Raw genomic sequence first — 21,563 nt, 5'->3', positions numbered from 1 at the left:
CCGGCAGCCTTATTCGCGGCCGGCGGTGCCGAGCAGGCCATACGGCCGAAGCACCAATACCAGCGTCATAGCGACAAACAACATCACATAGGAATATCCAGGGTTGAACATCGAGGTGATGCTGATGATCTCGCCTGCGATCAGCCCGCCGATAATCGCGCCCGGAAAAGAGCCGACGCCCCCGATCACAACCACAACGAATGTTTGCACCAGGATCGCCTCGCCGACATCGGGCGCAATCGACACCACCGGGGCGTTGACGATTCCGGCAAATCCCGCCGCCATGGCCCCGATACCGAAGACGAGCATGAAGACCTTGTAAACGTCGATACCGAGCGCATCGACCATGGTCGAATCCTCGATGCCGGCGCGCACGATCATTCCGATACGGGTGCGGTAAAGCACGATGTAAAGCACAATCAGCGCAACAGCGACGATCCCGAGCAACGCCAGCCGGTAGGTCGGATAAATCATGAATCCGAGATCGGTGATGCCGACGAGAAACGACGGCGGGGGAACCGATTTTGAAAGGCTGCCGAAAGCAAAGCGAACGGCCTCGACGAAGACGACGCTGAGGCCGAAAGTCACGAGAATCTGATCCTCATGCGGCCGCGAATAGAAATAGCGGATAATCCCGCGCTCGACCGCGACACCGACCAGCATCACGAACAGGGATCCGACGACAACGGCAACCAGGAAGGAGCCGGTATAGCTATAGGCAAACCAGCCGGCATAGCCACCGAGCATGAACATCGCGCCGTGCGCGAGGTTGAGCACCCCGAGTGTGCCGTAGATGATCGTCAATCCAGATGAGATCAGCGCCAGAAGCGCACCGAGCACCAGCCCGTTGAAACACTGCGAGATGAAATTCGCCCAATTGATCACGCTGTCGCTCGCCGTCGGATAAAATTCAAGGAACGCGGTAGAGGAATGGCCGGGCTTTTCCTAAATGGCCCGGCCATCGCCTACTGCGAATGCACCCGCTCTCGGACAGAACGGATAATCGTCGATCAGGTGTAATCGCCGAGCTTGCAGCCGGACGCTTCCGGCTTCTGCATCAGCGGTTCGCCGGGGACGACTTCCATGACTTCCCAGAAGTCTTCCTTGTTTTTCATGTCCTTGGGCGCCTTGCCCCTGACAATGATGACCGGCCGGACGAGCTGGTGATCGGCGGCGCGGAAATGCACATCGCCAACCATCGACGGGAAGGTTTCGCCCTTTTCGTATTCCTTGATGACGCTCGGCGGATAGAACGTGCCGGCTTGCGAAACCATGCGTGCCCACATTGCAAACTGCATGTAAGCGTTCTCGGCGCCCCATTCGGGCTTGTAGCCGTACTTCTTTTCAAAAGTCGAGACGAACATCTTGGCCAGCGGATACTTGTCTTCCAGTGTCCACCAGAAGTCGGTCGCCGCGAAGACGCCTTCTGTCAGTTCCGCGCCGACTTCCTTGGCGAGGAATGGAATCTGGTACGGAATCACCATCTTCATCTTCGGCGTCAGGCCGAACTGCTTGGCCTGCTGGACCGACAACACTGCGTCGCGGCCCCAGTTCACATTGACGATGAACTCAGCACCGGAATTGGCGATGTTGGTCAGATACTGGCTGAAGTCCTGTGTGCCGAGCGGAGAGACCTGGTTGGTTACCATGGTCCAGCCGCCGTTCTTGGTGAGGTACTCGTTCACCGCCTTGGTGACCGTGTGGCCGTAGGTGTAGTCCGGCGTCATAAACGCCGCCTTCTTGCCCTTGCCGAAATTCTTCAGCAGGACCGGTCCGATAGCGTTGGCAGCAGTGTCACCGTAGAAGCATTGCCGCATGGAGTAGCGCGAGCAGTCCTTGCCGGTGGTGTCGTTCGAGCCGGAGATCGCCACGAGATAGAGGATCTTCTCGCGTTCTGCGAACTTGTTCAGCGCAACTGCAACCGCCGACGAGGTTGAACCGGTCATCGCGACAATCTTGTTGTCGTTGATGAAAGTCTGCTGCGCCTGCAACGCCTGGTTCGGCTTGGCCGCGGAATCGGCGGACACCAGCTTCACCTTCTTGCCGAGAACGCCCTTGGTGACCTTCGGAGCGATCTTCTTGATAAGATCATGCCCCTCGTTGATGTGCTCAACGGCCAGTTCCATGCCCTTGAGCTCGTCTTCGCCCTGCGCCGCGTAGGCACCGGTGCGCGGTATCGTGGCTCCAATGAATACCGTGTCTCCGGCCGAGCCGGCAGGCCACGTTCCGATCGGCGACTCTCCCACTGCGAATGCTGGAATCGTCATGCCAGTGGAAAGCATGGCTCCGCCGATCAAGCCCGCACCACTCTGCAACAGGCTTCGACGCGAAACCGACAAACTCATTTCCTTATCGAACAGTTTCTTGGTCACGAGCAATCCTCCCTGGATCTTTTATGTTGCCGATCAAGACGAACCGGCCTGCGGACCGATCTCTTGCGGACGGTTCCGATGATCCCTTGATACTTTCACGCACACCCTTTTCGTCAATGTGACTTTCGTTCTATACGTTGCCGTCGTGAATATATCGCGATACGATATATTGCTCCGCACCAAACGGTTACTGCCTCAGGATTAATCAGTTTTCCCGGCGCCGATGAAATCGCACAATCGACCAAGCGTGAAAGCTGCGAATGACGGGTGTGGACATCCCCCGCCAATGAAGTCGACAGTGAGTGTTGAGCGCATGGACCGCGCCCGCGCGAACATCGCGAAGCATTCAGTTGATCGCTATGACGGCGACGGACGGGCGATGAGCGCCCGTCTGCATGATCCGCGGTCCGCGACGGCCTGCTCTCCGCAGGACCAGGACATCCAGTTGAGCGTCCGGGCTGAGAATGTCCTGAAGATTCTTTCAACGGATTTGACTGGCGAGAACCCGCCGCGGGGCAGATGGACGCCGTCTGACCTGTTGATACGCCGGCTGACCTACAGGCATCTTGCGACTGCACGAAACTGCGGCCCGCAAACACTCGCGGAAATCCTGAGATGGGCACAACTGAAGGGAAGAACGATCAAGCCGTCCTTCCGTGCCGGAAAATCGCTCACGATCATGTGGAACGATATTATTGCGAAGATGTCCTCAGGGGGCGTCTCCAAAGCCGAGGTGGCCGCCGCCTTGGAAGTCTCGACGCGCCGCCGAAACACCCGAATTCCGATTGAATTTCAGAAGGCGCTTTTGGAGTTGTTTAACTCCTCGAATGAATAATGTGACGTCGTCGCGCCATGACGTTTATCGTCTTGGGGAAGAGCACCGGATTTCGACGATTCTGTTCTCGCAAGATTGGTGAGTAACTCAGCCCGGGTCAAATCGCTCTGCGCACAAATGGCAAAGGAAGGCTGCAGTGAGCAAGCCGATCGACTACAAGGCCCTTGCTGAATTTCGTCACCAACTGAGAATCTTCCTCTCATTCAGTGAAACAAACGTACGCAAAGCGGGCTTGACCTCGCAGCAGTACCAGGCGCTTCTCGCTATCAGGGGATGGGCTGGAAAGGATCCGATGCATGTCGGTGAGCTCGCCCGGCTTTTGCTGATCAAGCATCACACGGCAGGAGAACTTGTTGCCCGGATGGCGAGCCGGGGACTCCTGCGACGGACCGTAGATTCCACGGACAACCGACGAGTGCTGGTGACCCTGACAAAGACGGGAGCGCATCGCCTCGAGAAAGTGGCGGCGGTCAATTACAAACATCTCGGAACGGCCAGTTCCGCCTTGTCGAAAATACTGAGACTGATTGGCCGAACAGCAAGCTGAGAGTTTGCCGAAGCCTGCCTTCGCTGGAACGGGGATTCCGCGTGCTCGCGGCTAAACTAAAAGTTTGGCGCAGACAGGAGTATTCTCCTGCAACAAAAGCACAGGTTTTATCCGCGGGGAGCCAGTATTCTGACTGTCGCAATCACGGCCACAAACGAAAGCACAGAGGCGGTCCCGAACAGCAGGCCGTATCCAAGCATGTCGACAATTTTTCCGGAGATCATTGATCCAGCAAAGTAGACGATAAGTTGGGCGCAGGCGAGAATTGTAAAATCCGTGCCCGGTTGCTCCTTCGATGCGACCGACATGAACAGGCTATAGAGTGCGACGATCTCCATATAGCGGATCAGCGTCTGGAATCCTGCCGCTCCGAAAATCGGCATGATTCCGGTCATGATACCCAACGCATGAGCGGTAAAAAGCGCGAAGCAGATTGTTCTGAGTATGCCCAGAAGCCCCAGGGTCCACCCGGTCCCAAACCTCTGCAACAGCGCAGCCGCGACAGCAGCGCCCGCCAGGCCGGCCGTCGTTGCTGAAATACCCGACAAGTAACCGATCTGGGTGAGCGGGACACCTGCATCGACCAGGTACGAGCCTTCCATCGCCTTTACCAGTCCTTCGCTCATCCGGTAGATCAGCGCGATCCACAACACATTGCGCACCTCGCTGCGGCGGAAGAAAGCCCTCAGCGACGGCCGATCGACAGGATTACTTTCCGCCGAGGGGTCGGCCTCACGCATGGCGAAAGCCGCCACGAGCGGGATGAAGCTGAATGCCGCAATCGTCAGGAGCATTCCCGTCCAGCCGATACGGGAGTACAGGACAAGTCCCAGCGTGCCGCCGATCACCACGCCGAACGCCACCGATCCGCCCTGAATGGCATTGCCGACGGGCCTGTCCTCCGGCGCCAGATACTTTGCAGCGTAGCCGTCAGTCGCAATATCCTGTGTCGATATCAGCAGCGAGCCCAGCATGCCCACGCAGATAATCGCGCCGACATCGGTGGGGCCGAACGGAATAAGGCACAAAATGCTGATGATAACGCCGCTTTGCGTGAGAATGACCCATCCGGCCCGATGAGCCCGCGCAAAGGGCCGGATGCGGTCGACATAGGGCGCCCAGAAGAACTTGAGCAGCAGCGGCAGAAACCAGAGGCTGAGATAGGCAATCGCTGTTCGCGAGACACCGGCCTCGCGCATGATCGGAGGCAAAGCCGCCGCGAACAGGTACGAGGGGATCGCCTGGGCGAGATAGAGTCCCGCCAGCACCTTCAAAAGCCGCTTGCGTCCAGGTACCTTGAGCGGTCCGGCGGGAGCGATTTCAGGCATCAGCCAGCCGGCGCATGGCTGGAGAGAAAGTCGCGGGCTTCGCTCTCGTCTTGAAAGACCTTCGTCGGCATCGGCCAGAGCTTCTGGAAGGTCTCTTGCATCTTCCTGCTTGCATCCGGCCGAACGATTGCAATCGCAAGGCAACGCTCCGACAGGGTCTTTCGCGTCGCCTTGAACCAGAGTGCCTGCGCCCGTTCCCCATCCGCGGACAACCTGCCCCCGCCTCCAAACAGCGTGAGAAGCATGAAAGGATCGGTGCGTTCGCCGATTCCGGCAAGCGCGGCCAGGTAGTCGCGTTCGTCCCCGTCCGCATAGGGCGGCAGAAAACGCAGCGTGAGCAGAAGCTTTCCGACTTCGAGGCTTACCATGATCGATCCAGATCAGAAGGTTTTGCGGTAGCCGACCGTCGCAGTCCTGCCCCAGGAATAGACATTCAGGTTACGCACGGATGTTGCCGTTGGATTGACGAGCGGAGTATCAAACAAGTTATTGATTGCAGCGTAGACCTCGCCTCCCTGCCATGGACCGCTGATTGCTGCGTTCATCGTCATTCCGCCGCCAATGGGATAGACCTGCCCGGCCGTATTGATGGGAGCTGCACGCCCGGTGTATCCTTCGCCCTCGAGCCTGACCTTGATGCCGTTGTCAAAGCGATAGTCAGTGTAGATGGTGCCGCGGAACGGTGTCGCTATGCGATTGTTCGGAAGCCAGCTGTCCAGCGACCCATTCTTGTCGCTGTCGTAGCGGCCCTCGCGATATCCAAGAACCGTTCCGAACGAAAATTGTGAGGTCACAGCGAGTTCGCCGACAAATTCAACACCGTAGATCTGCTCCTTCTGCTGAGAGATCTTGTTGGTCAATGGATCGAACGTAACGCCATTGTCTGATGTGCTGAGGAAGCCAGTAAGACTGCCCTTGAAGCGGTCGTCTCCGCCGCGGATGCCGAGTTCATAGCTGTTTACGATCTGGGCCTCCGGCGCGATCGATGCATAGCTGATCGTCAGGCCGCCAGCCGGCGTGCAATTTGGATTGTTGAGCGGACAAGCGTAAGCGGTGCTCAGGCCCGCGCGCCGCGTATAAGCACCCACATCAGGCAACGCGAAGCCTTGCGAGAATCCGCCAAAAATCTCCGAGCGATCATTCAGCTTGAATGTTGCACCGGCGTTGTAGGTAGGAGACGCATACTCATACTTTCCGCCGATAACATTGAGCGGCGGAAGCACGAACGAAACGACCTGAGAGATCGCGGCATAAGCCGCAGGCCGAACGAAGTTATCGACATTCAGATCGAAATGCTCGTAGCGCACGCCGCCCCGTACGGTCAGCCGATCGGTGACCGGCACTTGCAGCAATGCAAAGCCTGCAGTGGTGGTCTGGGTCAACGGCGTAAAGACATCCTGACCGTTTGTCAGTTCCTGGGTGGTTTTCTCATAAATAACGTCACTGCCCCAGGTGAGCTTCGCGCCGCTCCAGATTCGGTCAAGCGGTGTGTCAATTGACAGGTTCACGCCGCCGCGGTCTGAATACAGCGTGGTTTGGTTGAAAGGGCTGGTCGGGCTTGCGGGATTTCCGGAGTAATAGACCGGATTATTGTAAGGAAACGCAAAGACAGAGTAGTTGAAGCGCTTTTTGATGTCGTTGTAGAAGCCAACAACGTTCACGTTGCCCAGCGCGAAATTGGCATCGTTGTATCGCGCCGAAAACGAGCGGGTATCTTCGAGCACGCTTTCTCCAGTGTAGGGCTTGGTGAAGTCGGGCCGCGCGTAGGCGCCAGAATAGTTCGTCAGATACTGCGGACGCTGATCGAGATAGATCGACGTTGCCGAGATCTCAAAACGTTTTCCATTGTCGAAATCCTTACCGACCTTGGCAAGGAAGTTGCCGCTAATAAAGCGGTCGCCCCCACCTTGGCCGAGCATGCCGTCCGAAGGCAATTCGCGGCCATAACCGTCATAGGTCTTTTGCGCAGCCCGGCCGGTGCCGACGAATACGTAGTCGATCCCGTCGGCATTTTTTCCGCTTATCGTCGCCGAGGCTTCGGGGGCAATCGAACTGCCGACATTCGCCGTAAATGCCCGCAACGCTGTATTCACTGTCACCCGTGGCGGCCCCGCCTGGGCTTTCTTGGTAATGAAGTTGACGGTGCCGCCTGTCGCGCCGGCGCCATAAAGGCTGGAAGCGCCCGCGACCATTTCGATCCGCTCAACCGAATTCAGGTCGATCAGGGCCAGAATCCGCGAGACGTCGCGCAAGGGGGTTCCGAGCGGGACACCATCGAGCAAGACCAGCAGATCTCGGCCGCGATAAGTCTCAGACGCACCGGAAATTGTCTGGTTCGACGACGAGAAACCCGGCAACAGCTTGGAGAGTGCCGCCGAGGCACTTCCGCTCTGCTTCAGTTGATCCTCGATTTGCTGCTGATTTACGATTTGAACGGATTGCGGAATATCGGAGATCGACCTTTCCGCACGCGCCGCCGTGACGCTGATCTCATCAAGTTGGGTGGTATTTTGCGGCTGCTGCGCATGGGTTTGCGAAGACATTACGGAGACCGTGGCAATCAGGACAGGGTAACGGACGCGCATTTTGGCTCGCATTGCTTGATCAAATCTAACAGGTAACGAGAGCCCCGAAACGCGCGCCAATGGCCCCACTTTAGAACCATTGTATTTCCTGATGACGCTTTGCTTCTTTTTACTCTTCGTCCACCCGACTATTCTCTCGCTACGCGATTGTTCGATAATCTTTCTTGGACTCGCGCTTCAAATACACAGACTGGAGCGAACAAATTCATCCCGATCCTGATGATGTGGTAAAGCGGCTACAAATCTGGTCCGAGCCACATTCAAGTGTCGCGCCGGATGAAGTGCTACATCCTCTCTGGATGATTGCCGACGATATTGACGATGCGGAGCGCGCGCGACTCGAAGGTCACCTTCCGTCCAGGAGTATTTCGCGCTGCTCTTTGGAATCGTTCCAGAATGCGCCCTTCAAATCAAAAGCCATCCTTCGAATGGAGCCTGATCTCGGACTAATGTCATGCTTCGAACCGGCAACGCGCTCCGTCATGCCGCGAAGCGCGACGCCAAAAATCATGGTCATCAGACCGTCCGACGGAATTCTGGTCGCCGAGCAACAAGAAAGTCGCAAGACCTGCCTTCAGCGCGAAGCAATCATTCTCGATGCCACAAAGGAAACCACATTCATCGCCACGGGCGTAAGCCGGTTCGACTGCTTTATCCTCTCCACGGGATCCGATCAGCATAATGCAATCGCGATCGATATGATGAAGCGGATCGAGCAGGACAACGGCGCGCTGATCGTTCTCGGTCACTACGCGGCTGCGCTGATGCGCGGGCTTCTGCCGATGAACTCCGCCCTGCTCGCCTCCCTCGCAACTGACTATATGCACAGCCTTGTATCGGCGATGGCTAACACCGCGAGCGTTGCGCCAGCACCGCCGCGCAGCAGCCCAACGCGATCGCAACCGAGTCTGATCGCAATCAAGGCCGACATTGAGGTGAGGCTTGGTCAAAGGGATTTGTCCCTGACCAGCTTCGCGACGGCGCGCGGCGTCACCGTCCGGCATCTTCAAAAACTCTTTGAAGCGGAAGGCCGGACGTTCTCCGACTATGTGCTGGAACGGCGGCTTGAACGTGCTCGGCAGCTATTGCTCAATACGGTGGTCGTTCCACAACCGATCAGTACGATCGCTTTCGATCTCGGCTTCGGCGACCTCTCCTATTTCAACCGGACCTTCAAGAAGCGGTTCGGAATAACGCCCCGTGAAACCCGCGCGCGCAGCATCGCCCTGGTGAACGCATCCGGCGTCGAGAATTGACCGCCCGCCGCGGAGACGAAACGACTGTGAATGGCCGAAGCGGCCGGATCAGTTTGCCGCTCGGCAGAATCGATCCGTAACCCTGCCAAGCCGCAGTGAGCAACCTGGCGGGTCGCATTCCTGCACGTTGTCAACCGGGCCGAGCGGCTGATGCCGTCAAAAGACGGAGGAATGTTTTCTGAGTGGGGTCGCGGCAGTCTCTGCGGAAGCACATGGTGGCGCAGATAGCGCTTCAGGTCGCCATTGTAGCGGCGAAACAATTGCTGCACGTCCCAAATCCCCAGTATCGAACCCGGTCTTTGATGTCTCTTCTTTCCGAATACAGTCGGACGTATTGCTGCACTCAACGGTTTAAATTCGCTCTAAAGCCCAATGGAGATGAGCCGCATTTCGCACCACGGGCTACAACGACGTTGCGTATGGCGCGAAATGCGTACGTGACTCATCGACATGCAGCGAGCGGCCAATCGGCGGGAACGCTCGCTGCGAACAATCCGGCCGCTCGCAAACCTTGCACCCCATACCGATGGGCGTCGTCACTGCCGAATCTATGCTCAATCCACGTGCATAGACCACGCGATCGGCATGACGTACGTCGCATCCGAGCGCCACGGCAAATGTCTTCATGGGCGCGCCGAAGCCGCCCTGCCCGTGCGATACCGTTCGCGCGATCCAGAGATACGTTCGTTCGTCCGGCATCCGCGCGAGCTGTGTCAGGACACGGCCTGGACTGGCGAACGCCTCATAGACATTCCACAGCGGGCATGTCCCGCCGACACGGGAAAAATGAAAATCCGTCGCCGATTGCCGCTTTGAAATATTTCCCGCGCGATCGACGCGGATGAAAAAGAACGGCACCCCCCGCGCGTTGGGCCGTTGCAAGGTGCTCAACCGGTGACAGACTGTCTCGAACCCGACGCCGAAACGATCGCCCAACAACTCGATGTCGTAGCGGCATTTCTCGGCTTCCTTCAAGAACGCCGTATATGGCAGCACCAGCGCGCCCGCGAAGTAGTTGGCGAGGCCGATGCGCGCGAGACCCCGCGCCTCGTCGCTGGTGAATCTGGATCGCTTCACGATGGACCGCAATTCGTTGTCGAACTCAAGAAACGCGATCTGGGTCGCAAACTGAAAGGCCTGCTGGCCGGGCCGCAGCCGCCGTGAAAGATGCATCACCCGCGTTCCGACATCGAACGTGCGCTGCGTCCCGGCCGGAATATCGTCGAATGCGTCAAGGACAATTTTGACGCGGTGACGCTCTTCGAGATAGGTCGCCAATGCCGGGGCCATCCGGCCGATAGGAAACTTCATGCGCGTGACGATGGCTTCGGCCGCCTCGTCAAGTTCAGGGATATGATTGTTGTTGGCGTAGAAGAAATCGCGCACTTCCTCGAATGGCGTTGACGGCAGGATCGCAGAGGCAGCTTGCCGGTCTTCACCCAGCCGCGCAGCCAACGCCGCCCCTTGCTCCGCAGCCTGACGATACTGGCGGTGAAGCGCGACGAGCGCGCGGCCAACGGCCGGCATGTTGAGCGCCAGTTCGCGCAGATCGGCCGTCGCGATCGGCTCTCCAATGGCTGGATCGGCCAAAGCCTCGCGCAAATCCGAGATCAGCCGCGCCTCGTCATCGTCGGAGAACGTCTGCACGTCGACACCGAACGTCGCATTCAGCGCCAGCAGCACCGGCAATGTCAGCGGGCGCTGATTGTTCTCTAACTGGTTCAGATAGCTCAACGAAATGCCGAGCTTTGCCGCGAGCGCAGCCTGCGTGAGCTTGCGCTCCTCACGCAGCCGTTTGAGCCGGACGCCCATGAATGTCTTTTTCATTTGGCCGCTCCACTTTGCAAACTTTGCAAACTCCTCGCCAAACCTTCGCAAAATTACGCTTTTTCAGCTATTTCTCGAAGGCACGCGATGCAGATATTGCGAAGTTCACCCACAAGCGCAAGGTGTCCTGAGCGATCTCATGCAATTTTCTGCAAGCACCGCCCCTCGTCCGGCCCCCGAGACGCGCTTCGTTGAGGTCGTGTTTCCCGAACTGGCAAACCACTACGGCACGCTGTTCGGCGGAAACGCACTGAACCTGATGGGCAAGGCTGCCTTTGTCGCGGCGACCCGCCACGCGCGTTGCAACGTTGTGATGGCGACCTCCGACAAGATCGAATTCCACGAACCTATTCCGGTCGGCGAACTCGTCGAACTCATCGCGCAGGTGGAGCGCGCCGGGCGCAGCTCCATGACCGTCTCGGTCGAGATCATCCGGGAGAATCTTCTGACCGGCACCCGCAAACCTGTGGTGCGCGGCTCGTTCGAGATGGTCGCCGTCGATGACAAGGGCCGCCCGATCCCGATCGATCCACAGACATCACGCTCTGCAACCCATCACCTGACCTGAAGCACCAAGGACCTACAATCGTGAAGCAGCATACCGTTCGCACCTACAAGTCCGCCGAAAAGCTCGATCGCGCCGACCAGCTTGCGTGGAAGATCGCCGAAGTCGCGGCCGATCCTGTTGCCGTTGAGCGCGAAGTCGTCGAGATGATCGGCAACCGGATCATCGACAATGCGGCGGTGGCTGCTGCGTCGGTGGCGCGCCGCCCCGTTGCCAGCGCACGGGCGCAGGCCGAGGCCCATCCGTTCCAGCCGGGCGCGACCGTGTTCGGCCTGAACAAACAACAGCGCATCTCGCCGGAATGGGCGGCCTGGGCCAATGGCGTGGCCGTGCGCGAGCTCGACTTCCACGACACCTTCCTCGCCGCCGACTACTCGCATCCCGGCGATAACATCCCGCCTATCCTCGCGATCGCGCAGCATGTCGGCGCCTCAGGTGCCGATCTGATCCGCGGTCTCGCCACCGGCTACGAAATCCAGGTCGATCTTGTGAAGGGCATCTGCCTGCACGAGCACAAGATCGACCATATCGCGCATCTCGGCCCGTCCGCAGCAGCCGGCATCGGCACGCTGTTGAACGTCCCGACCGAAACGATCTATCAGGCCGTACAGCAGGCGCTGCATGTCACCACCACCACGCGCCAGTCGCGCAAGGGCGAAATCTCGAGCTGGAAGGCCTACGCTCCGGCCTTCGCCGGCAAGATGGCGGTCGAGGCTGTTGATCGCGTAATGCGCGGCGAAGGCGCGCCTTCGCCTGCATGGGAAGGCGAGGACGGGTTCATCGCGTATCTGTTGAGCGGCCCGAAAGCGCAGTACATCGTGCCGCTGCCCGAAAAGGGCGAACCGAAGCGCGCGATCCTCGACACCTACACCAAGGAACACTCCGCCGAATACCAAAGCCAGGCACTGATCGACCTCGCGCGCCGCATGGGTCCGAAGATCGGCGACCTGTCGAAGGTCGAAAGCATCGTCATTCACACCAGCCATCACACCCACTACGTGATCGGTACCGGCGCCAACGATCCGCAGAAGATGGACCCGACCGCGAGCCGCGAAACCCTCGATCATTCGATCATGTATATTTTTGCTGTCGCGCTGGAAGACGGCGGCTGGCATCACGAAAAATCCTATGCGCCCGAGCGCGCCAATCGCGAAAGCACCGTCGCGCTGTGGCACAAGATTTCGACGCTGGAAGATCCGGAATGGACGCGCCGCTATCACAGCCACGACCCGAAAGAAAAAGCATTCGGCGGGCGCGTGGTTGTCACGCTTAGGGGTGGCTCCATCATCAGCGACGAGCTTGCCGTTGCAGATGCCCATCCGCTCGGCGCGCGTCCCTTCAAACGCCCCGATTACATCAGGAAGTTCCGCACGCTGTCGGACGGGGTCATCGCGCCCGGCGAACAGGATCGCTTCATCGCGACGGTTGAGCGGCTCGCGTCGCTGAAAGCCGGCGAACTCACCGAACTCACATTTACCGCCGATGCGAAGCTGCTCGGCTCACACGCCGTGCACGGCATCTTCGACTGGCCCCAGCCCGCCGCGAGGCGCGCTGCCAACAGCTAACCATTCAAGGGAGGATGCTATGATAACGAAGCCGAAGAAATCCGTCGCTCTGTCCGGTGTTGTCGCGGGCAACACCGCGCTCTGCACCGTCGGCCGCACCGGCAACGACCTGCACTATCGGGGCTATGATATTCTCGATGTCGCGGAGACCTGCGAATTCGAGGAAATTGCCTATCTCCTCGTCCATGGCCATCTGCCGACCGCGGCGGAGTTGCACGCCTACAAGACCAAGCTGAAATCGCTGCGCGGACTCCCGGCAGCGGTGCGGCAGGCGCTGGAGCTGCTCCCCGCGGCCGCGCATCCGATGGATGTCATGCGTTCGGGCGTTTCCGCGCTCGGCTGCGTGCTGCCTGAAGCGCACGATCATAATCTGCCCGGCGCGCGCGACATCGCCGACCGGCTGATGGCGTCGCTTGGGTCCATGCTGCTCTACTGGCACCACTACGCACACAACGGCAAGCGTATCGACGTCGAGACCGACGACGACTCCATCGGTGCGCATTTCCTGCACCTGTTGCACGGCAAGACTCCGCCGGCGTCGCACGAACGCGCGATGCATACCTCGCTCATTCTCTACGCCGAGCACGAGTTCAACGCCTCGACCTTCACGGCCCGTTCTATCGCAGGAACCGGCTCCGACATGTATTCGGCCGTCACCGGCGCCATCGGCGCGCTGCGCGGTCCGAAGCACGGCGGCGCCAACGAGGTCGCGTTCGAGATTCAGAAGCGCTACGACAGCGCCGATGAAGCGGAAGCCGATATTCGACGGCGCATCGATGCCAAGGAGGTGGTGATCGGGTTCGGTCATCCGGTCTATACGATTGCCGATCCGCGTAACAAGGTCATCAAGGAGGTGGCGCGCCGCCTCAGCGCGGAAGCTGGCAGCATGAAAATGTTCGACATCGCCGAGCGTATCGAGAGCGTCATGGACGACGCCAAGAAGATGTTTCCCAATCTCGACTGGTTCAGCGCAGTGTCCTACCATGCCCTTGGCGTGCCGACGGCGATGTTCACGCCGCTGTTCGTGATCTCGCGCACGTCCGGCTGGGCGGCGCATGTGATCGAACAACGCATCGACAACAAGATCATCCGCCCCTCGGCCAACTACGTTGGCCCCGAAAATCTCAGCTTCGTTCCGATCGAAGCACGCGGCAAGACGACATCCGCAATCCGCGCGGCCTGAAGATCATCGGGAGCCGCCGCTCACATCACGTCGTTGCAAGCGAAGCGAAGCAATCCGTCCTTGGGCCGCAAGCTGGATTGCTTCGTCGCAAAAACTCCTCGCAAGGGCGGCGTTGTCTTCAAATACGCCTGAGAAAGTTCTGACATGCCCTACCTCATTGCCGCCGATCTTCCCGCCCAAAGCGCCGGACAGCGTTTTCGCGTGCTCCTGAAACGGCCAGATATCCTCCGCCTTCCCGGCACCCATAACGGCATGGCCGCGCTGCAAGCCAAGGCGGCGGGATTCGAGGGGCTGTATCTGTCGGGCGCAGCGATGACGGCCTCGATGGGCCTTCCCGATCTCGGCGTCATCACCGTGGATGAAGTCGCGTTCTTCGTCCGCCAGATTGTCCGCAGTTCCGGTCTGCCGCTATTGGTCGACGGCGACACGGGTTACGGCGAAGCACTCAACGTCATGCACATGGTCCGCACCTTCGAGGACGCAGGCGCAGGCGCGGTGCATCTTGAAGACCAGTTGCTGCCAAAGAAGTGCGGACACCTGAACGACAAGAAGCTCGCTGACGCGCACGACATGGCCGCGAAGGTCGCCGCCGCGGCCAAGGCTCGCCGCGATCTCGTCGTCATTGCACGAACCGACGCAGCCGCAAGCGAAGGTCTGGACGGCGCCGTTGCGCGGGCAAAACTCTACGTAGAGGCCGGCGCCGATGCGATTTTCCCCGAAGCGCTCAACACCGAAGAGATGTTCCGCGCCTTCGCCAAACGGATGCCCGGCGTGCCGCTGCTCGCCAACATGACCGAATTCGGCAGAACGCCCTTCTTCACGGCACAGGAATTCCAGGACATGGGCTATCGCATGGTGATCTGGCCGGTGTCATCGCTCCGTGTGGCCAATAAAGCGCAACAGGAGCTATACGCGGCCATCGCCCGCGATGGCGGCACCCACAAGATGGTCGAAAGGATGCAGACCCGCGCTGAACTGTACGCCACGATCCGATTGCACGATTATGAAGCGCTTGATTCCTCGATTGTCCAGACCGTCGTGCCGGAGGGCATGCCGCAGCGGCAGGGTGGAACGCATAGCACGACAAGCTAGTTTCGGCCCTTCGCGGATCAACTGCTAGTCCGCAGACAGCGCGATCTGGTTGACTGTATCGGCTCGAACACGGAACAACGTCGTCGGATCAGTGACCATGCGCGCACGGCGCTTGCGCGCCTCGTTTACAAAGGCCCGCCATGGCTGGCCTTTCAAAGAGTTACTCTGGGGCCAAATTCCGCGGTACAGCGGCCGCGCGCGGTGAGGACGCGCCTTAAGGCCACCTTACTGCGAACCGCCAAGGGAAGGGACGAGCACCTCGCTCAACTCATCGGGTGCTTCTTCCGGCACGAGATAACCGCAATCGGCGACAATGTGAGATGTTACGTTTTGGGCAACAAAGCTCACGCTTTTTCGCTACCTCCGCGCCTCGCCCTCGACCGGCGCCGGCGCATTCTCGTCTCTTGCACGAATATAGGCCGGCCGCGCCACGATGCGATCAAGGTAAGGCTTCGCAACGTCGCATATCCCCACGCCGTAGGCGATCGCCCATTCCAGACATGTGGCGAGGAGAATGTCAGCGGTCGTAAACTGATCACCGATCAGATAGGTCCGGCCGTCGGACAACGCGGTCTCCACATGCTTAAGCTGATCACGGAAGTATTCGGCGGCGCGATCAACCACTTCGGGCGAGTGGCCGTAGAGATGAGCCAAGCCCTGGTTCACACCATGACGTCTCATCACATAAAGACTTGTCGAGTCCAGTTCAGTGACAATAAAGAAACTCCACTCCAGCCAGGTCGCGTACTTTTGCCGATCTTCGGGGATGAATGATCGTTCCGGACTTCCATAAGTCTTGGCAAGATAGGCAACAATCGCAGCGCTTTCTCCGATGACGAAGTCGCCGTCCTGCAGCAGCGGGACCTTCTGTCGAGGATTGAGCCGGGTGTATTCGGGTGTTTTGGTCTCCCCTGTTCGGGGCCCAATCGGTCTCTTTTCATAACGGAGCCCGAGTTCATGCAATGCCCAGCAGGGCCGCATCGTGCGCGGCGTGCCTGCGCCCCAAAGGATGAGACCATTTGTCATTACCAGGTCTCCGCTGATGGTCTCAGATCGAGTTCATGCGTCCAGCCATCGCGGCTTTGATGATGGGCGAACCAGTAGGCGTCTGCGATTGAAGATGTCTTCGTCAGGCTGTCTTCGGGAATCTCAGCGACATTGACGCCTGCGGCCTTCATCCGCTCGTGTATCGCCTTGCTATCCACACCCGCGTCAATAAGAAGATGGACGACATGGACATTCCTCGGTCCGAGTTCGCGTGCCATCGCCTGCGCAACTGCGCGTAAACCGAACTTCGCCGACGAAAACGCCGCAAATCCCTTGCCGCCACGTACACTTGCTGTTGCCCCAGTGAACAGGATAGTGCCGCGACCGCGAGGCACCATGTACTTTGCGGCTTCCCGGCCGACAAGAAAGCCGCCATAGCAGGCCAGCTCCCAGGCCTTGAAGAACAATTTCTCGGTCGTCTCCAGCAACGGTTTGGCTACGTTCGAGCCAGCGTTATAGAGACACACTTCGATCGGACCGATTTCGCGCTCTACCCTTGCAAAAAGCGCCTGCACATCTGCCTCCTGCCGTGCATCGACACTCACCGCGCGCACATCCCGGCCTGCTTTTGTCAGTTCGTTGACCAGTTCCCGGGATTTTTCCGCATCTCGCCGCGCGATGACCACTTTGTAACCGCCATCAGCAAACCGCTGCGTGACTGCAGCACCGATTGCGTCTCCTGCTCCGACCAGCAGAACCACGCCGTCTTTCTTTCCGGACATCACACACTCCAATGCTTCGACAGATATGTTTGAACTGTTGCTTAAACGGCTGTTCTGACAGCCTTGCTTGCGACCATCTTGTCGATGGCGGCGTCGGCATAGCCGAGTTCGCGCAGGACATCGCGCGAATGCTCGCCGACGCGCGGCGCGGGACCGCCGATCGCGGCCTTGTTGACCTCGAAGATCGCCGCTGGCTTCGGCTGGCGCACACGGCCCACCGTCGGCTGGTCGAACTCCTCGATCAGGCCCCGCGCCACCACCTGATCGTTGGTGATGATCTCGGCCCGGCGCAGGATCGGCGAGCACGGCACATCCGCTGCGTCGAGACGCTCCAGCCATTCGGCGGTGGTGCGCTGGCTGATATATTCCTGCATCTTGTTGATCCGCGCGGTGGCGTTGATGAACCGCGCGCTCGGCGTCGCGAAGCGCTCGTCCTTCGCAAGCTCCGGATCGCCGGAGGCCTTGCAGAAGCCCTGCCACTCGGAATCCGAAATGGTGCCGGCGGTGATGTAGCCATCCAGCGTCTGGAACACGAGATCGGGCCGGTCGTTGGGATCGCCGACAGCCGCCTCCTGCCCCACCACCGTGTACTGCATCATGCCTTCCGGCCACAGATACGAGATCATGGTGTCGAGCATCGCAACCTGGATGTGGTCGCCCTGCCCGGTCTTCTCCCGGGCGTAGAGTGCCGACGACACCGCCTGCGCGGTGAACACCGAGGTGGTCTTGTCGCAGACAATGGTACGGATCATCTGCGGCCGGTTGGTCACCGGCTGCGACTGGATGTCGGCGAAGCCCGACAGGCCCTGAATGATCGGATCGTAGACCCGCTTCTTGACGTAGGGCCCGCTGTCGCCCACGCCGCTGATCGAGACATAGATCAGGCGCGGATACTTCTTGCGCAATTCCTCGTGGCCGAGCCCGAGCCGCTCCATGGTGCCGGGACGGAAGTTCTGCACCAGCACATCGGCCTGCGAGGCCAGCTTCGCCAGCACCTCGCGCCCTGTCTCGCTCTTGATGTCGATGGACAGCGAGCGCTTGCCGCGATTGCACGAGACGAACAGCGCGGAGAACTCGCCCGCCGCGTCGATCAGGTTCCGGCTTCGCCGCGTGCCGTCGCCGCTGATCGGCTCGATCTTGAGCACGTCCGCGCCCTGATCCGCCAGAAACATCGTCGCGTAAGGACCCGACACCACCGCCGTCAGATCGAGAACCCGAACACCATTCAATGGACCGGACATGTTTTCCTCTTATTCCAGCGCCCGGCGGAAACGCCCGGCTCACTCGGTCAAACGCTCAGATAGGTGCGCCTGACATCTTCGTTCGAAAGCAGCGCCACCGTTTCTCCGGCGAACTGCACGCGACCTTGACTGAGCACGTAGACGTAATCCGCCAGACGTGTCGCAAGATGGTAATTCTGCTCGACAAGCAGGATCGGAATCCCCGACGCCTTCACATCCACCAGGACACGTTCCAGCGTCTCGACAATCACCGGCGCAAGGCCTTCGCTTGGTTCATCGAGAACCATCAAATCGGGAGCCGCGATCAGCGCGCGTCCCACCGCCAGCATTTGCTGTTCGCCGCCGGATAGCTGGCCGCCGAGACTGTGACGGCGCTCGGCCAGACGTGGAAACACCTCATAGACGTACTCGATGGGTTTTAGAGCTGGCCGGTGGCTGGCGGCGCTCCGCGCGATCGCGAGATGCTCTTCAACGGTAACATTGGCGAATATCCCGCGGTTCTCGGGCACGAAGGCAATCCCGAGACGCACGATGCGATGGGTCGCCGCATGCGTGATATCCTGGCCCTTGAACCTGATCGTCCCTTGCTGCGCCGGGACGAGTCCGAGGATCGAGCGGAGCGTCGTCGTCTTGCCCGCGCCATTGCGGCCGAGAATTGCAACGCAACGCGACGACGCGACATCGAGGTCAATGCCCTGAAGGATATGACTTTCGCCGTAGTAGGCATGAACATTTCTGAGTTCAAGCATGATGATGCTGTCCCAGATAGGCCTCGATTACCCGAGGGTTGGACTGCACTTCGTCCTTTGTGCCTGTCGCCAGAACTTTGCCGTAGCTGAGTACGGTGATGATCTCGCAGATTCCGAATACGACATCCATGTCGTGCTCCACCAGGATGATCGTCAGATTTCGCGGCAACCCGTTAATCAGTTCGATTAGCCGCTCGCGCTCATCTGGTGACGTTCCGGCCGCGGGCTCATCCATCAGCAGAATTTTCGGCTCGGCGCACAGAGCGATGGCAACTTCAAGTTGCCGCTTCTGACCGTAGGAAAGTTCGCCCACCTTCCGATCCAGACAGGAATCAAGATGCATCTGCGCCGCAACACGGCGCGCTTTCTCGATGATGTCTGGAAAGTTGTCTTTTGAACGCAACAGCGAGCGGCGCGACGGATGCGATGCCTGACAGGCAATCCGAAGGTTTTCGAGAACGGTCAGGTTCTCCAGCAACATGTTCTTCTGAAACGAACGCGACAAGCCACCGCGCGTCACCGCATCCGGATGACCCGGCTTCAATAGCTGCCCGTGAATCATGATCTCGCCGCTGGTCGGAGACATCCAGCCGGTGACCAGATTGAAAAGCGTCGTCTTGCCTGCGCCGTTCGGCCCGATCACCGCGTGGCGCTGGCCTTGCGGAATACAAAGATCGAAATTGGAAATGACCTCAAGGCCGCCGAAGGCTTTGCGTAGGTTCCGTATCTCGAGAGCGTTCATCGCCGCCGCTCCCACAAAGTCCGCAGAGCTCCGCCGATACCTCCGCGGAAAAACGCTACCACCAGCATGAAGAACACGCCGAAGAAGAGATTATACTCTTCGGTCACCTGACTGAGCATACTCTTGACCAAGACGAACACGGCCGCGCCGATGAACGGCCCGACGACAACGTTAAGTCCGCCGATAATGGCCATGAGGATACCCTCGCCGCTCATCTGCCAGCTCATCGAGTCGGGATTGATGAAATAGGTGTATTGAGACTGTAAAATGCCGGCGCTCGCGCAAATCATTCCGGCGACCACGAATGAGCCAATCTTGTAGCTCGGGACCGAATAACCCATGGCGGTAACGCGGGATTCGTTCTCACGGATTCCGATCAACACACTTCCGAACGGAGAATTGACGATTCTCCAGACAAGTATCAGGACAATGGCCGCTATACCGAGCACGTAGTAATAGAAAACAGCAGGATCGTCAGCGCTCAATCCCAACAGCGATAGATCGGGCCGAGGAATTCCCGTCATACCATCAGAACCATTGGTCCAGCGCAGCTTGACCGCCGCGCCGTAGAACATCTGCGAGAAAGCCAGCGTAATCAGCAGAAACTCAACGCCGCGCGTCCGCGTACAGATTGCGCCGATCAAAACTGCCATCAGACCGGAGACAACCAACGTCACGGGGACAGATACCCACAGCGGCCAGCCCAACAACGCCGTTCCCATCGCGATGCCGTATCCGCCAAAGCCAAGAAACATGGCCTGCCCGAGCGAAACCATGCCCGTATATCCGACGAGCAAATTGATGCCCGAGGCAAATACGCCGGCGATGAGAACCTCCACAGCCAGCGTCATTCCGTATGTCGAGGCCATGCGCGGGAAGGCCAGCAACCCGGCCGCCGTGAGCAGCATGCCGGATATCCTGACCAGTCTCGTCTTGTTCATGTCACGGTCAACGACTTCAGGCAGTTCCGTATCCATGATCATGCGACTCTCCCGGCAACGCCGAAGAGGCCGCGGGGCCGAAAGATCATGACGACAATCAGCAGCGCGTAGATCGCGAACAACTCGACTTCCGGAAGGAAAGCCTGTGCAAACGTATCCGTCATGCCGACGATCAGCGCGGCGTAGAACGATCCGCGGAGATTCCCCAGACCGCCAACAACCACCACGACAAAGGTCGTCACCACGATCCCAATGCCCATGTTGGAGTAAATGCTCATAACGGGCGCGGCAACGATGCCGGCGAGGCCGGCCAGTGCCGAACCGAGGCCGAACACAAGCCCGAAGACCACGTTGATGTTGATACCGAGCGCGGTCACCATCTCGCGATTGTCGACGCCCGCCCGCAAAATCGCGCCAATCAGTGTGCGGTCAATGAGCAGCGTCAGTGCGACGGCGACAAGCAAGCCGATTCCAATGATGAAGAGGCGATAGACCGGATATTCCATCCCGAGTAATGCCACGCGGCCTTTCAAAACGTCCGGAAGCGCGATGCTGTAGAAGGCCGAACCATAGATGTACTCGACGGCTCCCGCCGTCGCGAACAGAAGCCCGAACGTGAGAAGCGCCAGATCGAGATGCGTGGATCGTCCCCGTTGTGCCAGCGGCTGCAGCACGAAATATTGCAGGATGAACCCGAGCGCGAACGGAAGCAGCGGCCCGATCAGCAGCGCGAGCCAGAACGTATGGGTCGCATTGGCGACGACCAGCCCGAAATATGCGCCGATGGTAAAAAACGCCCCATGCGCCAGATTGAGAGTGTCCATCAATCCGAAGATCAAAGTCAGTCCAACGGCCAGAAGAAACACCAGCATGCTCAACTGAATGCCGTTGAGAATCTGGATAAGAAAAATCTGCATGTCTCACACTGAGCAAGGGTGCTGGCTCCGCGGGGAGCCAGCTTCCCGA

Annotated in this window: 20 protein-coding genes; 7 read left to right on the top strand and 13 right to left on the bottom strand. The window is 59.2% G+C overall.

The genetic code is table 11. The features are described from left to right. Positions 1-9: 9 nt before the first annotated feature. On the bottom strand, positions 10-885 hold the full coding sequence (locus tag HMPREF9696_RS20405; RefSeq protein ID WP_002714953.1) for a branched-chain amino acid ABC transporter permease: 876 nt from the start codon (positions 883-885) through the stop codon (positions 10-12). Positions 886-1,010: 125 nt separating this feature from the next. Further along, the gene (locus HMPREF9696_RS20400; protein ID WP_169332511.1) at positions 1,011-2,345 is read right to left on the bottom strand and encodes a substrate-binding protein; all 1,335 of its coding nucleotides are present in this window, start codon (positions 2,343-2,345) and stop codon (positions 1,011-1,013) included. A gap of 313 nt (positions 2,346-2,658) precedes the next feature. Here HMPREF9696_RS20400 and HMPREF9696_RS20395 point away from each other — a divergent pair, with 313 nt between their 5' ends. After that, positions 2,659-3,207, top strand: a complete 549-nt coding sequence (locus HMPREF9696_RS20395; protein WP_040301689.1) for a hypothetical protein — start codon at positions 2,659-2,661, stop codon at positions 3,205-3,207. 136 nt (positions 3,208-3,343) lie between these two features. Then, positions 3,344-3,754, top strand: a complete 411-nt coding sequence (locus tag HMPREF9696_RS20390; protein WP_002714950.1) for a MarR family winged helix-turn-helix transcriptional regulator — start codon at positions 3,344-3,346, stop codon at positions 3,752-3,754. Between the two features lie 107 nt (positions 3,755-3,861). Here the strand turns inward: HMPREF9696_RS20390 and HMPREF9696_RS20385 are convergent, their stop codons facing one another. From HMPREF9696_RS20385 to HMPREF9696_RS20375, 3 genes are read right to left on the bottom strand one after another with little or no spacing between them, the layout of a single operon-like run. Further along, positions 3,862-5,082 carry an MFS transporter gene (locus tag HMPREF9696_RS20385; RefSeq protein ID WP_002714949.1) on the bottom strand — a complete coding sequence of 407 codons (1,221 nt, stop codon included), beginning with the start codon at positions 5,080-5,082 and terminating at the stop codon, positions 3,862-3,864. Next, positions 5,082-5,450 carry a hypothetical protein gene (locus HMPREF9696_RS20380; RefSeq protein ID WP_002714948.1) on the bottom strand — a complete coding sequence of 123 codons (369 nt, stop codon included), beginning with the start codon at positions 5,448-5,450 and terminating at the stop codon, positions 5,082-5,084. Before HMPREF9696_RS20380 ends, HMPREF9696_RS20385 begins: the two co-directional genes overlap by 1 nt. Before the next feature lie 12 nt (positions 5,451-5,462). Continuing rightward, complete coding sequence (locus HMPREF9696_RS20375) at positions 5,463-7,625, bottom strand: TonB-dependent receptor (RefSeq protein WP_245259250.1); 2,163 nt, start codon at positions 7,623-7,625, stop codon at positions 5,463-5,465. 206 nt (positions 7,626-7,831) lie between these two features. Here HMPREF9696_RS20375 and HMPREF9696_RS20370 point away from each other — a divergent pair, with 206 nt between their 5' ends. After that, positions 7,832-8,923: a helix-turn-helix transcriptional regulator gene (locus HMPREF9696_RS20370; protein WP_040301688.1), complete on the top strand. Its 1,092-nt coding sequence runs from the start codon at positions 7,832-7,834 to the stop codon at positions 8,921-8,923. Positions 8,924-9,325: 402 nt separating this feature from the next. On the opposite strand, the gene HMPREF9696_RS20365 is transcribed toward HMPREF9696_RS20370, so the two are convergent. Then, on the bottom strand, positions 9,326-10,750 hold the full coding sequence (locus HMPREF9696_RS20365) for a short-chain fatty acyl-CoA regulator family protein (protein WP_002714945.1): 1,425 nt from the start codon (positions 10,748-10,750) through the stop codon (positions 9,326-9,328). Between the two features lie 139 nt (positions 10,751-10,889). On the opposite strand from HMPREF9696_RS20365, the gene HMPREF9696_RS20360 reads away from it, so the two are divergent. The 4 genes from HMPREF9696_RS20360 (at position 10,890) to prpB (ending at position 15,155) form a co-directional block, all read left to right on the top strand. Further along, on the top strand, positions 10,890-11,318 hold the full coding sequence (locus HMPREF9696_RS20360; RefSeq protein ID WP_002714944.1) for an acyl-CoA thioesterase: 429 nt from the start codon (positions 10,890-10,892) through the stop codon (positions 11,316-11,318). A gap of 20 nt (positions 11,319-11,338) precedes the next feature. Further along, complete coding sequence (locus HMPREF9696_RS20355) at positions 11,339-12,880, top strand: MmgE/PrpD family protein (RefSeq protein WP_002714943.1); 1,542 nt, start codon at positions 11,339-11,341, stop codon at positions 12,878-12,880. Between the two features lie 19 nt (positions 12,881-12,899). Further along, the gene (gene prpC, locus HMPREF9696_RS20350; RefSeq protein ID WP_002714942.1) at positions 12,900-14,063 is read left to right on the top strand and encodes a bifunctional 2-methylcitrate synthase/citrate synthase; all 1,164 of its coding nucleotides are present in this window, start codon (positions 12,900-12,902) and stop codon (positions 14,061-14,063) included. Between the two features lie 144 nt (positions 14,064-14,207). Next, on the top strand, positions 14,208-15,155 hold the full coding sequence (gene prpB / locus HMPREF9696_RS20345; protein ID WP_002714941.1) for a methylisocitrate lyase: 948 nt from the start codon (positions 14,208-14,210) through the stop codon (positions 15,153-15,155). A 357-nt stretch (positions 15,156-15,512) separates the two neighbouring features. Here the strand turns inward: prpB and HMPREF9696_RS20340 are convergent, their stop codons facing one another. The 7 genes from HMPREF9696_RS20340 to HMPREF9696_RS20310 are packed head-to-tail and all read right to left on the bottom strand — an operon-like array spanning position 15,513 to position 21,514. Next, positions 15,513-16,181, bottom strand: coding sequence for a glutathione S-transferase family protein (locus HMPREF9696_RS20340; RefSeq protein ID WP_002714940.1), 669 nt, complete (start codon positions 16,179-16,181; stop codon positions 15,513-15,515). Further along, positions 16,181-16,924 carry an SDR family NAD(P)-dependent oxidoreductase gene (locus tag HMPREF9696_RS20335; protein WP_002714939.1) on the bottom strand — a complete coding sequence of 248 codons (744 nt, stop codon included), beginning with the start codon at positions 16,922-16,924 and terminating at the stop codon, positions 16,181-16,183. Before HMPREF9696_RS20335 ends, HMPREF9696_RS20340 begins: the two co-directional genes overlap by 1 nt. A gap of 41 nt (positions 16,925-16,965) precedes the next feature. Beyond that, a complete protein-coding gene (locus HMPREF9696_RS20330) occupies positions 16,966-18,165 on the bottom strand; it encodes a CaiB/BaiF CoA transferase family protein (protein WP_002714938.1) in 1,200 nt (399 codons plus the stop codon). A gap of 47 nt (positions 18,166-18,212) precedes the next feature. Continuing rightward, positions 18,213-18,914 carry an ABC transporter ATP-binding protein gene (locus tag HMPREF9696_RS20325; protein ID WP_002714937.1) on the bottom strand — a complete coding sequence of 234 codons (702 nt, stop codon included), beginning with the start codon at positions 18,912-18,914 and terminating at the stop codon, positions 18,213-18,215. Beyond that, a complete protein-coding gene (locus HMPREF9696_RS20320) occupies positions 18,907-19,656 on the bottom strand; it encodes an ABC transporter ATP-binding protein (protein WP_002714936.1) in 750 nt (249 codons plus the stop codon). Before HMPREF9696_RS20320 ends, HMPREF9696_RS20325 begins: the two co-directional genes overlap by 8 nt. Then, a complete protein-coding gene (locus HMPREF9696_RS20315) occupies positions 19,653-20,639 on the bottom strand; it encodes a branched-chain amino acid ABC transporter permease (protein ID WP_002714935.1) in 987 nt (328 codons plus the stop codon). Before HMPREF9696_RS20315 ends, HMPREF9696_RS20320 begins: the two co-directional genes overlap by 4 nt. Further along, positions 20,636-21,514 (bottom strand): branched-chain amino acid ABC transporter permease, encoded by an 879-nt coding sequence (locus HMPREF9696_RS20310; protein ID WP_002714934.1) that lies wholly within the window; start codon positions 21,512-21,514, stop codon positions 20,636-20,638. Before HMPREF9696_RS20310 ends, HMPREF9696_RS20315 begins: the two co-directional genes overlap by 4 nt. Positions 21,515-21,563 lie beyond the last annotated feature (49 nt).

Source organism: Afipia clevelandensis ATCC 49720, assembly GCF_000336555.1.
GTDB classification, from domain to species: Bacteria; Pseudomonadota; Alphaproteobacteria; order Rhizobiales; family Xanthobacteraceae; genus Afipia; species Afipia clevelandensis.
The sequence above is the reverse complement of the archived record's forward strand: the minus strand, read 5'-3'. Positions and strand labels throughout refer to the sequence as shown.

Excerpts from the sequence above, each read along its gene's own strand:
- HMPREF9696_RS20310 (WP_002714934.1), bottom strand. The coding sequence starts at position 21,514 with ATGCAGATTTTTCTTATCCAGATTCTCAACGGCATTCAGTTGAGCATG.
- HMPREF9696_RS20365 (WP_002714945.1), bottom strand. The coding sequence starts at position 10,750 with ATGAAAAAGACATTCATGGGCGTCCGGCTCAAACGGCTGCGTGAGGAG.
- HMPREF9696_RS20400 (WP_169332511.1), bottom strand. The coding sequence starts at position 2,345 with ATGAGTTTGTCGGTTTCGCGTCGAAGCCTGTTGCAGAGTGGTGCGGGC.
- prpB (WP_002714941.1), top strand. The coding sequence starts at position 14,208 with ATGCCCTACCTCATTGCCGCCGATCTTCCCGCCCAAAGCGCCGGACAG.
- HMPREF9696_RS20330 (WP_002714938.1), bottom strand. The coding sequence starts at position 18,165 with ATGTCCGGTCCATTGAATGGTGTTCGGGTTCTCGATCTGACGGCGGTG.
- HMPREF9696_RS20315 (WP_002714935.1), bottom strand. The coding sequence starts at position 20,639 with ATGATCATGGATACGGAACTGCCTGAAGTCGTTGACCGTGACATGAAC.
- HMPREF9696_RS20395 (WP_040301689.1), top strand. The coding sequence starts at position 2,659 with ATGAAGTCGACAGTGAGTGTTGAGCGCATGGACCGCGCCCGCGCGAAC.
- HMPREF9696_RS20320 (WP_002714936.1), bottom strand. The coding sequence starts at position 19,656 with ATGAACGCTCTCGAGATACGGAACCTACGCAAAGCCTTCGGCGGCCTT.
- HMPREF9696_RS20335 (WP_002714939.1), bottom strand. The coding sequence starts at position 16,924 with ATGTCCGGAAAGAAAGACGGCGTGGTTCTGCTGGTCGGAGCAGGAGAC.
- HMPREF9696_RS20380 (WP_002714948.1), bottom strand. The coding sequence starts at position 5,450 with ATGGTAAGCCTCGAAGTCGGAAAGCTTCTGCTCACGCTGCGTTTTCTG.
- HMPREF9696_RS20385 (WP_002714949.1), bottom strand. The coding sequence starts at position 5,082 with ATGCCTGAAATCGCTCCCGCCGGACCGCTCAAGGTACCTGGACGCAAG.
- prpC (WP_002714942.1), top strand. The coding sequence starts at position 12,900 with ATGATAACGAAGCCGAAGAAATCCGTCGCTCTGTCCGGTGTTGTCGCG.
- HMPREF9696_RS20340 (WP_002714940.1), bottom strand. The coding sequence starts at position 16,181 with ATGACAAATGGTCTCATCCTTTGGGGCGCAGGCACGCCGCGCACGATG.
- HMPREF9696_RS20375 (WP_245259250.1), bottom strand. The coding sequence starts at position 7,625 with ATGTCTTCGCAAACCCATGCGCAGCAGCCGCAAAATACCACCCAACTT.
- HMPREF9696_RS20325 (WP_002714937.1), bottom strand. The coding sequence starts at position 18,914 with ATGCTTGAACTCAGAAATGTTCATGCCTACTACGGCGAAAGTCATATC.
- HMPREF9696_RS20360 (WP_002714944.1), top strand. The coding sequence starts at position 10,890 with ATGCAATTTTCTGCAAGCACCGCCCCTCGTCCGGCCCCCGAGACGCGC.